Genomic DNA, 12,209 nt, shown 5'->3' with positions numbered 1-12,209 from the left:
GTGTCCGCGGCGGCCCGCGGCGACGGTTTCGACGCCGTTAACGGCCGCCTAACGTGGCGCTCCGCGACCGGCGGAGGGTGCCCGCGCGTCGAGTGGTCGGACCGAAAAGAACGCTCGTAACGCGACTCTCAGTTTATGAGACGCGCCGTGCCCGATTCATACCTACCTTCTCCCGGTGCGTATTGTGTGTCGCATGAGCACATCACGCACCCCTCCGGTCGGGCGACGAACGTATCTGAAGGCACTCGGCGTCGGTGCGCTCTCGGTCGGCGCGTTCGCCGCGCCCGCGGCGGCGCACCGCGGGGCGCTCCAGCGCGAACTCGCGTCGGTCCGGGCGGCCACGTCGAAGTACGCCGACGTTCGGAAGGCCATCGAAGACGGATACGTCCTCGAAAGTCCGTTTATCCCGGGCATGGGCTACCACTACGTGAACCACGACTACGTCATCGAGAACTACGACGACGAGGTCGACCTCACGAAACCCGCCGCGCTCGTCTACGGGAAAAACGAGGGCAACGGCAGGGAAACGCTCGTCCTCGGCGCGGCCGAGTACCTGTTCGACGAGATAGAGACGTACGCCGGCCCGTTCCCGGACCTGTTCCACGGCGATAGCGACGACGGCATGTGGGGCTTCGCGGCGGGCCACTGGGGCCTCCACGCGTGGGTCCACGTGAACAACCCCGCGGGGACGTTCGCGCCGTTCAACTCCCGGCCGCAGTTCAACGAGAAGTGACCTGACGGGGCGGCCGCGAACGGTTTTTTCGGCGAAGCGTCCCGGGCGAAGAGCCCCGCGAACCGCTCAGTCGCTGGCTTCCGACGCCACCGCGTTGACGGCGCGGCGCATGACCTCGCGGACCGGAAGCCCCGTCTCGTTCGCCACCGCCAACGCGTCGTCGTACTCGGCGCTCCGGTCGTAGACGACGCCGTCGGCGTCGCTTCCGACCTTCACGCTCACCTCGTAGTCGTCGCCGTCGACGTCGAGCGTCGCCGTCTCGAACTCGCGGCGGGCGGTCCAGCGGTGGCCCGCGCCGTGCTCGCGGATGCCGAGCGTGCCCGTTTCGACCGCGAGGCGGTAGGCGACGCGCTCGGCGTCTTCCGGCCTGACGACGACCTTGACGAGGTGGCCGGGGCGGGACTTCTTCATCGTCGTCGGGACGATGGTCACGTCGCGCGCGCCGGCGTCCTTCAGGGTCTCCTGAAGCCCGCCGAGGACCTCGGGCGTCGCGTCGTCGAGGTTCGTTTCGAGGACGGAGATATCGTCGCGGACGAGCCGTGAGCCGCCGTCGCCGACGACCGCGCGGAGGACGTTCGGGTGGTCCGAAAAGTCCCGACCGCCGGCCCCGTAGCCGGACGACTCGACCGACATCGACGGGAGCGACTCGACGCCCTCGGCGAGGTGCGCGAGGATGGCCGCGCCCGTGGGGGTGAGCAGTTCGGATTCGACGGGACCGCCGCGGACCGACCAGTCGGCCGCCGCGGTGATGTTGACCACGGCGGGCGCGGGGACCGGGTAGGTTCCGTGGCTCATCTCCGCCTCGCCGCCGCCGACGGCGACCGGGGCGGTGACGACGCGGTCCACGTCGAGGTCGTCGAGGAGGAGACAGACCCCGACCACGTCGGCGATGGCGTCGTCCGCGCCGACCTCGTGGAAGTGCGTCGCGTCGAGGTCGGTGCCGTGAACCTCGGCCTCGGCCTCGCCGAGCACGCGGAAGATGGCCGTCGCGTCCGCGACGACGCCCGCGGGCAGGTCCATCGACTCGACGAGGTCGACGACCTCGGGATAGGTCCGATGCGGGCCGTGGCCCTCGGCGTGGGTGTGGTCGTGGTCGTGGTCGTGCGAATGGTCGTGGTCGTGGTCGTGCGAATGGTCGTGGTCGTGGTCGTGCGAATGGTCGTGTCCCTCGGCGTGGGAGTCGTCGTGGGAGTGCGTGTGGTCGGGCGCGCTCTCGCCGCGGGCGCGGTCGTGACGGCGGTACTGGTGCTGGTGGCTGTGGCCGGCGTCGACGTCATCCCCGTCGTCTCGGTCGCCCTCGTCGCGCTCGTCACCGGTTCCGTCCTCGGGTTCGGGCTGGTGTCGGTGGTCGTCGCCGTGGCCCTCGCCGCGGGGGTCGCCCCCGTCGGCCTCCGCGAGGAGCACGTCCACCTTGGTCGCGAGGATGCCGTTTTTGTCGACCTCGTGGACGCGGTAGGTCACGTCGAGGGCGTCTTCGACGGGCGAGAGGACGGACGGGTCGGCACCGGCGGCGACGAGCGCGCCGAGGAGCATGTCGCCGCTGGCACCCATCCGGCCGTCGAACGCGAGGAGTCGCATGCGTGAACCGTCGTGTCCGAGCCTAAAAACGCCAGCCATCGACGCGCCGTCCCCTGTCCAGTCGGTAGGGATTAGTAGCCGCCCGCCCTACGGTGTGCTAGGCTGTAACCACGAGAGGACGTCGCCTCGGGCAGACCGGGGAAGGACTTATCCGATGGCCTCTCACAGGTATCAGCATCCCCGCGAGGTAATCATGAACGAAGTCCAACTCGAAGTGGCGAAAGCGTACCCGAACGACTCGGGGCGCGGCATCGCCCGTCTTGATCCGGACACCTTGCTCCATCTCAAGCTCTCGCCGGGAGACATCATCGAGATAGAGGGAGGAAAAACGACCGCCGCGAAGGTGTGGCGGGCAGACCGGCAGGACTGGAACACGGATACGGTCCGCATCGACGGGTTCACGCGGCAGAACGCCGACGTGGGTATCGGAGAGCGGGTCACCATCCGCAAGGCAGAGGCCACGAAGGCCGACAAACTCGTGCTTGCGCCGCCGGAGGAGGCGAGCGTGCAGTTCGGGTCCGACGCGGCCGGCATGGTCAAACGGCAGATTCTCAAGCGGCCCGTGGTCGAACGCGACATCGTCCCGGTGATGTCGAGTACGAACCACCCGTTTATGCGGTCGCCCGGACAGGCGATTCCGCTCATCGCCGTCGAGACGAAGCCCGACGGCGTCGTCCTCGTCACAGAGGACACCGACGTCGAGCTCCGTGAGGAGCCCATCTCCGGCTTCGAGAAGGCCGGCGGCGGCATCACCTACGAGGACATCGGCGGCCTGACCAACGAGATTCAGCGCGTCCGCGAGATGGTCGAACTGCCGATGAAACACCCCCAGATATTCAAGAAACTGGGCATCGAGCCCCCGCAGGGGGTGTTGCTCCACGGGCCGCCGGGCACCGGGAAGACGCTTCTCGCCCGCGCGGTCGCCAACGAGACCTCCGCGAGTTTCTTCTCTATCGCAGGGCCGGAAATCATCTCGAAGTACTACGGCGAGTCCGAACAACAGCTCCGCGAGATATTCGAGGACGCCAAAGAGGAGTCGCCGAGCATCATCTTCATCGACGAGCTCGACTCCATCGCGCCCAAGCGCGAGGACGTGACCGGCGAGGTCGAACGCCGGGTCGTCGCCCAACTCTTGACGATGATGGACGGGCTCGAAGCCCGCGGTCAGGTCATCGTCATCGCGGCGACGAACCGCGTCGACTCGGTGGACCCCGCGCTCCGCCGGCCCGGTCGGTTCGACCGCGAAATCGAAATCGGCGTGCCTGACGAGGAGGGCCGCAAGGAAATCCTCCAGATTCACACCCGCGGCATGCCGCTTTCGGACGACGTGGACCTCGACGACCTCGCCGACGACACCCACGGCTTCGTCGGCGCGGACATCGAGGCGCTGACGAAGGAGGCCGCGATGAAGGCGCTCCGGCGCTACCTCCCCGAAATCGACCTCGACAGGGAGGACATCCCGCCGAGCCTCATCGACCGCATGGTCGTCAAGAACGACGACTTCGGCGGGGCGCTCGGCGAGGTCGAACCCTCGGCGATGCGCGAGGTGCTCGTCGAGATTCCGAAGGTCACGTGGGAGGACGTGGGCGGTCTCGAAGGGCCCAAACAGAAGGTCCAAGAGAGCGTCGAGTGGCCGCTGACCACGCCCGAGAAGTTCCAGCGGATGGGCATCGAGGCCCCGAAGGGCGTGCTCCTCTACGGGCCGCCCGGCACGGGCAAGACCCTGATAGCGAAGGCCGTCGCCAACGAGACGAACGCGAACTTCATCTCGGTGCGCGGCCCGCAACTGCTGTCGAAGTGGGTCGGCGAGTCGGAGAAGGCGATTCGGCAGACGTTCCGCAAGGCGCGGCAGGTCTCGCCGACCATCATCTTCTTCGACGAGCTCGACGCGCTCGCCCCGGCCCGCGGCAACGACATGGGCAACAACGTCTCCGAGCGCGTCGTCAACCAACTCCTGACGGAGTTAGACGGCCTCGAAGACGCGGGCAACGTCATGGTCATCGCGGCGACCAACCGCCCGGACATGATCGACCCCGCGCTCATCCGCTCGGGCCGGTTCGACCGCCTCGTGCTCATCGGCCAGCCCGCAGAGGAGGGCCGCGAGCAGATTCTCGACATCCACACCCAGCAGAGCCCGCTCGCCCCCGACGTGAGCCTCCGCGAAATCGCGGAGATAACCGACGGCTACGTCGGCTCCGACCTCGAATCCATCTGCCGCGAGGCGGCCATCGAGGCGCTCCGCGAGGACTCCGACGCCGAGGAAATCGAGATGCGCCACTTCCGCAAGGCGATGGAGTCGGTCCGCCCGACCATCACCGAGGAACTGATGCGCTACTACGAGGACATCCAAGACCAGTTCAAAGGCGGCGCCCGCGAGGGGCTGTCGCCCGACACCCGCGACGGCGGCCGCATCGGCTTCCAGTAAGCCCGACGGTCGGCGCTCTGCGGTCGTGTCTTTCTCTTAATTTTCGATTTTCGAAGGGGACAGCGACGCGTCAGCGACGCGTCGGGTCGAGACGCCCGCTCAGAACAGCAGTGAGTCGTCGTTGTCTATCATGTAGAGCGTCCGCGCCGCGACGTTGACGGCGTGGTCGCCGATGCGTTCGAGGTCGCGCACCGTGAGCAGGAGTCGGCGCACGTCGACGAGGGCGGTCTCGGGGTCGAGGTCGCCGTCGCCCTCGAAGTCGTCGCCGGTCATGAGGTCGCGGACGATGCTCTCCGAGGCGCTGTCGCACATCGCGTCGAGGTCGTCGTCGCGCTCGGCCACGGAGCGACAGAGATCGGTGTCTTCGGTCTCGTAGGCGTCCATCGCCTGGTCGACCATGTCGAGGGCGGCGTCGCCGATGCGGCGGATGTCGACTTCCGCGTACACGTCGTTTTCGGCGTCGATGGCGTACTGCGCGAGGTTGGTCGCGAGGTCGCCGATGCGTTCGAGGTCGGTGATAATCTTGAACGACGCCGCGATGAACCGCAGGTCGCCAGCGACCGGCTGTTGGAGCGCCAGCAGGTCGATGCAGTCCTGTTCTAAGTCGAGGTAGATGCGGTTGATCTCGTGGTCTCCCTCGATGACTTCCTGTGCCTTCCGCTCGTCTTTGTCTTCGAGCGCGTCGAGGGCGAACCGGACCCGTTCGGCGGCGAGTTCGCTGAGATACAACACGTCCTCTTCGAGCTGATTGAGGCGAGACTGGTACGTGTTTCTGGCCATACGTGACGTTCCGACAGGCGAAGTGAAATTCCTTGTGATGGTTCCGGTGGTCGAGTCGGCGATACGTCCCGAACGACCGTGTCGAATGTGCGACGGCGGGGCGCGGGCGTCGCTCCGGGGGCGCGAATCGAACGGCTCGCAGAAGCGACCCGAGAGCGCGCGAGCGGGGACGAGGACTATCCGAACTTGCCGGTGATGTAGTCTTCGACGCGCTGGCTGTCGGGGTTCTCGAAGATTTTCTGGGTGTCGTCGAACTCGACGAGTTCGCCGCCGGTGAGGAAGACGGCGGTCTTGTCGGAGATGCGCGCCGCCTGTTGCATGTTGTGCGTGACGATGACGACCGTGTAGTCCTCGGCGAGCTCTTCGACGAGGTCTTCGATCTGGGAGGTCGCCACGGGGTCGAGCGCCGACGCGGGCTCGTCCATGAGGAGCACCTCGGGGTCGGTGGCGATGGCGCGGGCGATACAGAGGCGCTGTTGTTGGCCGCCGGAGAGGTCGAGTCCGGACTCGTGGAGGCGGTCTTTCACCTCGTCCCAGAGGGCGGCGCGCTTGAGCGACTCCTCGACGACCTCGTCGTAGTCGGCGTCGATGCCCTGAATCTTCAGGCCGTAGACGACGTTCTCGTAGATGCTCTTCGGGAACGGGTTCGGCTTCTGGAACACCATGCCGACGCGGCGGCGGAGAGCGACGGGGTCGACGTCGTCGTCGTAGACGTTCTTGCCGCGGAGCGTGAGCCGACCCTCGACGCGGGCGACGTCGATGAGGTCGTTCATGCGGTTGATACAGCGAAGGAACGTGGACTTCCCACAGCCGGAGGGACCGATCATGGCGGTCACGCTGTTTTCGGGGATATCCATCGTGATGTCGGTGAGCGCGTGGTCGTCACCGTACCAGACGTTGATGTTCTCCGAGCTGATGACGGTCTCGGCGTCCCGACTCACCGAGTTCGCCGACGCAGAGAGCCCGTCGCTCACGTCGGTTTCGACGAGCATCTCGTCGTTCGTCGGGTCCTCTGTTCCGTTCATGGCTTGCTGTTCTCCCTCGGGTGTTTTGTCTCTTTGGCTCATTGGTAACGTTCAGTTTCCACTTTCGAACTTGTTGCGCAGGACGATGGCGATGGAGTTCATCGCGAGGAGGACCGCCAGGAGGACGACGACGCCCGCCGGGACGGCCTTCGTGTAGAAGTCCTCGCTGGCGAACAGGCTGGACCACGCGTACACCTGCAGGGGCATCGCGCTCACCTTCGAGGTGAGCTCGGTCGGCAGGGTGAAAAGGACGTTCGGCGCGCCGATCATGATGAGCGGCGCGGTCTCGCCGATGGCGCGGCCGAGCGCGAGGATGGTCCCGGTCAGGATTCCGGGGAACGCCTCCGGGAGGACGACGTTCTTCACGGTCTGCCAGCGCGTCGCGCCCATGCCGTAGGACGCCTGCCGCATATCGCTGGGGACCGAGCGAATCGCCTCGCGCGAGGAGATGATGACGATGGGCAGGATGAGGAGCGCGAGCGTCGCGCCGCCGATGATGACCGTTCCCGTGGGCTGGCCGAGGTAGGTGACGAACACGCCGAGCCCGAGCAGGCCGTAGACGACCGAGGGGACGCCGGCGAGGTTCGAGATGTTCACGTCGATAAACCGGGTGAAGGCGTTGTCGGGGGCGTACTCTTCGAGGTACACCGCCGCGCCGACGCCGAGCGGGAACGAGAGGGCGGCGACCGTCGCCATCAGCAGGATGGAGCCGCCGATGGCCGGGTAGAGACCGGCGTTCTCCGCGGACCCGCTGTGGGCGCTCGTGAGGAACTGCCAGTCGACCCACGACTGCGGGCCGGCGAAGCCGAGCGCGTCGACCGCGGCCGCGCCGACGAGCGAACCGCCGATGACGACGGCCGCGAGCAGGAGGCCGATTCGCTCCCGCTCGCGGGTGACCGCCGCGCCCCCGGCGTAGGCCACCGTGGGAACGAACGCGACCGACGTGACGACGGCGGCGGCGTTCGCGTCGACGCCCAGCGCCGGGCCGACGACGGCCGCGAGGCCGGTCAGGAGGAGCGCGGACGCGCCCGCCGCGAGGCCGGCCGTGGTGTCTTCGCGGATTCGAGCGACGTACTGGCCGACGACGACCGCGGCCACGCCGCCGAGGACGAGCGTCAGAATCATCCAGTCGGCGGGGACCACGGGAAGTTGGCGGACGATTTCGGGGATGCTGTGGAAGTAGCCCGGAACGCCGACGAGCGAGAGGACGAACGCGGCCCCGGTCGCGGCGACGCGGAGGGTGAACGGAATCTGCTGTTCGTACTTCGTCAGGACGACGACGAGCGCCGCCGGCACGAGGAGGCCGACGACGTACGACAGACCGGTCAGCGGCGGGATGATGTCGACGAAGACGATTGCCACGCCGCCGCTGAACAGCAGGGAGACGGCGAGCATCCCGACGACCATGCCGCCGAGTTTGAGCGCCGGCACGTTGCGCCGGGCGAGGTAGCCGCCGACGACCGCCGTGGGGACGACGAGCGTCAGGAAGAAGGTGAGATGCCAGCCGAGGTCGGCGGTGAGCGGGCGAATCGCGTCGTTTGCGACGTAGACGAGGAGGACGGCGAGCGTGACGATGCCGAACATCGTCGCGGCCAAAAGCAGGTACCGGAAGATGGTTCCGGTGGTTCGACTGACCTGTCCGAAGCCGTCGATGTAGCCGGAGTCGGTGTCGGTCGCCATCTCAGTAGGCCTCCCGGTAGCGCCGCGAGACGTAGTCGCTGATAACGTTCATGATGAGTGTGATGACGAAGAGCACGAGGCCGATGGCGAACAGACTGCGGTAGGCCAGCCCGCCGCCGGTGATGTCACCGGTGAGAAGCTGGACCATCGCGGCGGTCATCGGGAGCGCGCCTTCGAGGTACGACGCGGGGTTCAGCGGGTTGAGGAACTTCGCCTGCGCGCCCGCGGCGACGGTGACGGCCATCGTCTCGCCGATGGCGCGCGAGATTGCGAGGATGAACGAAGAGAAGATGCCGGACAGCGCGGCGGGAACGACGATGCCGGTCGACACGTCGAACTTCGTCGCGCCCATGCCGTAGCCCGCCTGCCGGAGTTCGTCGGGGACGGCGGACATCGCGTCTTCGCTGATGGAGGCGACCATCGGGATAATCATGATGCCGACGACGATGCTCGCAGACAGCATGTTGAACGTCCCGATGTCGGGGAAGACGACTTCCAGCGCCGGCGTGATGTAGATGAGCGCGAAGAAGCCGTAGACGACGGTCGGGACGCCGGCGAGGATTTCGAGCGCGGGCTTGAGAACCGACCGAGCCTGCGCGCTCGCGTACTCGCTGAGGTAGATGGCGGTCGCGACGCCGAGCGGGAGCGCGATGACGGCCGACCCGATAGTGACCATCAGCGTCGCCGACACGAGCGCCAGCACGCCGAACTCTTGGCTGTGTATCTGCCACGTGGTTCCGGTGAGGAAGTCGACGATAGACGCCGTCTCTCCCGTCACTCCCATCAGCGAGGCTGTCAGCGTGAAGAACTTGGACGCCTCCGTGATGAGGAGCCCGACGATACTGAGGGTCGTCACGACGGACAACGCCGCGCACAGGAAGAAGAACGACCGCGTCAGTAGCTCACGCGGCGCGTTCTCCGTGTTCCGCGTGAGGTCGGTTTCGAGGTCATCTGTGCTCATTGGTTGGATTGAATCGTGGTGTATGAAAAAGCGCTTCGTTAGCTGATTCTGTCGAGAAAGCGGCTAGTTAGCTTCCTCGATGGCGGCGTTGAGGGTGTCGAGCATCTCCTGTTGCTCGTCCTCGCCGAGCGGGACGTAGCCGACCTCGTCGGCGACGATTTCGCGGCTGGTGGAGTTCTCCATCCAGTAGCGGGCGAACTCGGCGACGTGGTCCTCCGCGAGCGACTCGCGGGCGGGGTAGGTGAAAAGCGGGCGGGAAAGCGGGTTGTACTCGCCGGACAGCGCCGTGTCGAGCGACGGTTCGACGAACTCGCCGGCGTCGTTCTCGATGGGGACCGCCTGCACGGAGTCGGTGCTCTCGCTGTAGTACGCGAAGCCGAGATAGCCAATCGCGTACTCCGAGCCCTGGACGCCCTGGATGATGGTGCGGTCCTGCTCGGTCGCGGAGTAGTCCTGGCGGTGACCCGGACCCTCCTCGCCGATGATGGCCTCGATGAAGTAGTCGTACGTACCGGAGGCGTCGGTGGGGCCGTAGATTTCGATTTCCTCGTCGGGCCACTCGGAGTTGACGTCCGCCCACGTCGTCGGGGCCGACTCGGCCGAGAAGATGGTCTGAAGCTGTTCGGTGGTGAGGCCCTCGCCGATGAACTCGTTGTCGTTGTTGACGACGACCGTCAGGGCGTCGGTGGCGACCTTGAGTTCGACGGGCGTCACGTCGTTGCTCGCACACTGTTCTTCCTCGTCGGGCTGAATCGGTCGCGAGGCGTTGTTGAAGTCGGTCTGGCCCGTACAGAAGTAGTTCGCGAAGCCGCCACCGGAGCCGGTGGACTGGAGGTTGATGTTGACCTCGGAGTGCTCACTCTGGAAGCGCTCGCCCATCGCGGTCGCGAGCGGGAACACCGTCGAGGAGCCGGCGATGTCGATGGTTCCCGAGAGCTCGTTGCTCCCGTCGCCCGACGAGTCAGTTCCCTCGGAGTCGCCGCCGGAATCGCCGCCGGAGTCTCCACCGGAGTCGCCGGTGTTGTTCTCCGTACACCCGGCGAGTCCAGCGAGACCGGTCGCGCCCGAGGCAATCAGGAACTTACGCCGCGAAAGAACGCTGTCCGAGTTACGCGTCATCGATTTTGAGGAGCCGATTTTTGCGTAAATACCCTGCTATGACGACTATATAGTGGTACGTTCCGGTATGTCCCCAATGAATGGTAACGTGTGACAAGAACGGGGTGAAACCGACGAAAACAGACGATTCCCCTGTCATAGGCCGTTTCGTGTGCGAACTTTCTCCGATATGTCAGGAAATTCGGGGCTCGCGGGCCGACGGACACGGCGCGAGATGACTACTGAGTGAGCGTCGTTTCGCGTCCGAACCGTCACGAGTCGCGTTCGGTCACGTCCACCACATAAAAACGGAGTTCGATATATAGAGATAGACAGTTTTATTGTGTATTGAGAACCACCCACGGACATGGTCGAAACCCGAAAGGTGCAGGTGACGGGCGGTTCCACCTACACCGTCTCGATTCCCAAGGACTGGGCGACGGACAACGGCGTCTCGGCGGGGAGCGAAGTCGAGTTCTACCCGGAGGGCGACTCGCTGTTCTTGACGCCCCGCTCGGAAGAAGAACGCACCGAGGGCACCCTCGACATCGCGACCCTCGAAGGCGACGAACTCACGCGCGCCGTCATGACGATGTACGTGAGCGGGTTCGACATCATCGCCCTGGAGAGTTCGCGCATCACGACCGACCAGCGCCGGACCATCCGCGAGGCCACCCAGAGCCTCGTCGGCCTCGAAGTGCTCGAAGAGACGCGCGACCGGGTCGTCATCCGCGACCTGCTCGACTCCTCCGAGCTCTCCATCCACAACGCGGTCACCCGGATGCGGCTCATCTCGCTTTCGATGCTCGAAGACGCCATCGCGGCCATCGCCGAACAGGACGACGACATGGCCCGCGACGTCATCCAGCGCGACGACGACGTCGACCGCCTCTGGATGGTCGTCTCCCGCATCTTCCGGGCGACGCTCCGGACCCCGAAGGCCGCCGAGGAACTCGGCCTCCCCCGCGAAATCTGCTTCGACTACCAGTCCGCCGCCCGGCAACTGGAGCGCATCGGCGACCACGCGACCAAAATCGCCCACCTCTCTTTGAACTTCGAGGAGCCGGTCGACGACGAAATCGTCGAGGCGATTCAGGCGCTGTTCGAGGAGGCGAAGGCCGTCGTCAACGGCGGGATGGACGCGCTGTTCGCCGAGGAAAGCGACGAGGCGAGCCGCCTCGCCAACGAGTCCCGCGAGGCCGTCCAGGCCATCGACGCGAGCGCCCGCGGCATCGACGAACTCCTCCGGGACCTCGACCCGGCGCGCGCGCAACTGCTCGGCCTCATCGTCGACTCCGTCTCGCGGAGCGCCGACTACGGCGGTAACATCGCCGAGACCGCGCTTCAGAAGGCCGCGCCGACGCCCTGACGCCCTGACCGGCCGACCCGCCGGTTCGTCGCGCGGTTCGATTCGGTATCGTCCAGTCTCGTTTTCGATTTCGACCACACACGCCCGCGAGCGACGGCCGCGGGGCTCGCGGGGATAAACAGTCGGACCGCGCCGAAACGACGGCGCGGGGAGAGAAAGTTACTCTTCGTCGACGACGACGGCGTTGACCTGCCCGTCCTGACCGGGGCGGGAGGTGACGCGGGCGCGGCCGGCGCTCGTGTCGATGATGGAGCCCTTCGTGATGATGTTCCGGCGGGCGTAGTTGACGTTCGACGGGTTGTCGACGACGCCTTCGATGTCGGCCTGCGTCACGTCGGCACCGTCTGCGACCTGCGCGACGTTCGTCGAGAGGGCGCGGAGCTTCTCGTTGTTCCCGCGGGAGTCGATAATCTGGAACCGGGGCTCGCCGACCGTCGTGGCGGCGGGTTCGCGGCCCAGCTGGTATCGCTTCTTGTTTCGGGACGGCTTGCGCCGACCGCCGGTCCGCTTCCGCTTGGAGCGTCCTTGGTCCTTCATACGGGGTAAAAACCTCGGTGACT

At 66.3% G+C, this 12,209-nt stretch carries 10 protein-coding genes; 3 read left to right on the top strand and 7 right to left on the bottom strand.

Translation table 11 applies throughout. The features are described from left to right. Positions 1-193 precede the first annotated feature (193 nt). Positions 194-733 (top strand): hypothetical protein, encoded by a 540-nt coding sequence (locus tag C438_RS12165; RefSeq protein WP_004969706.1) that lies wholly within the window; start codon positions 194-196, stop codon positions 731-733. 66 nt (positions 734-799) lie between these two features. On the opposite strand, the gene larC is transcribed toward C438_RS12165, so the two are convergent. After that, positions 800-2,311 (bottom strand): nickel pincer cofactor biosynthesis protein LarC, encoded by a 1,512-nt coding sequence (gene larC / locus C438_RS12160; RefSeq protein WP_004969705.1) that lies wholly within the window; start codon positions 2,309-2,311, stop codon positions 800-802. A gap of 193 nt (positions 2,312-2,504) precedes the next feature. Here larC and C438_RS12155 point away from each other — a divergent pair, with 193 nt between their 5' ends. Next, positions 2,505-4,736 (top strand): CDC48 family AAA ATPase, encoded by a 2,232-nt coding sequence (locus tag C438_RS12155; protein ID WP_004969704.1) that lies wholly within the window; start codon positions 2,505-2,507, stop codon positions 4,734-4,736. 99 nt (positions 4,737-4,835) lie between these two features. Here the strand turns inward: C438_RS12155 and phoU are convergent, their stop codons facing one another. The 5 genes from phoU to C438_RS12130 form a co-directional block, all read right to left on the bottom strand. Then, positions 4,836-5,516 carry a phosphate signaling complex protein PhoU gene (phoU, locus tag C438_RS12150; RefSeq protein ID WP_004969703.1) on the bottom strand — a complete coding sequence of 227 codons (681 nt, stop codon included), beginning with the start codon at positions 5,514-5,516 and terminating at the stop codon, positions 4,836-4,838. Positions 5,517-5,692: 176 nt separating this feature from the next. Next, positions 5,693-6,541, bottom strand: coding sequence for a phosphate ABC transporter ATP-binding protein PstB (gene pstB / locus C438_RS12145; RefSeq protein ID WP_004969702.1), 849 nt, complete (start codon positions 6,539-6,541; stop codon positions 5,693-5,695). Between the two features lie 51 nt (positions 6,542-6,592). Then, positions 6,593-8,221, bottom strand: a complete 1,629-nt coding sequence (gene pstA / locus C438_RS12140; protein ID WP_004969701.1) for a phosphate ABC transporter permease PstA — start codon at positions 8,219-8,221, stop codon at positions 6,593-6,595. Position 8,222: 1 nt separating this feature from the next. Beyond that, entirely contained in the window at positions 8,223-9,182 is a 960-nt protein-coding gene (gene pstC / locus C438_RS12135) for a phosphate ABC transporter permease subunit PstC (RefSeq protein ID WP_004969700.1), read from the bottom strand. Positions 9,183-9,245: 63 nt separating this feature from the next. Then, complete coding sequence (locus C438_RS12130) at positions 9,246-10,301, bottom strand: PstS family phosphate ABC transporter substrate-binding protein (protein WP_004969699.1); 1,056 nt, start codon at positions 10,299-10,301, stop codon at positions 9,246-9,248. A 346-nt stretch (positions 10,302-10,647) separates the two neighbouring features. On the opposite strand from C438_RS12130, the gene C438_RS12125 reads away from it, so the two are divergent. After that, positions 10,648-11,649 carry a phosphate uptake regulator PhoU gene (locus tag C438_RS12125; protein ID WP_004969697.1) on the top strand — a complete coding sequence of 334 codons (1,002 nt, stop codon included), beginning with the start codon at positions 10,648-10,650 and terminating at the stop codon, positions 11,647-11,649. Between the two features lie 159 nt (positions 11,650-11,808). Here the strand turns inward: C438_RS12125 and C438_RS12120 are convergent, their stop codons facing one another. Then, positions 11,809-12,186 (bottom strand): 30S ribosomal protein S8e, encoded by a 378-nt coding sequence (locus C438_RS12120; protein WP_004969695.1) that lies wholly within the window; start codon positions 12,184-12,186, stop codon positions 11,809-11,811. Positions 12,187-12,209: the final 23 nt, after the last annotated feature.

This window comes from Haloferax denitrificans ATCC 35960 (assembly GCF_000337795.1).
Classification (GTDB): Archaea; Halobacteriota; Halobacteria; order Halobacteriales; family Haloferacaceae; genus Haloferax; species Haloferax denitrificans.
This window is presented reverse-complemented; position numbering and strand designations above follow the sequence as displayed.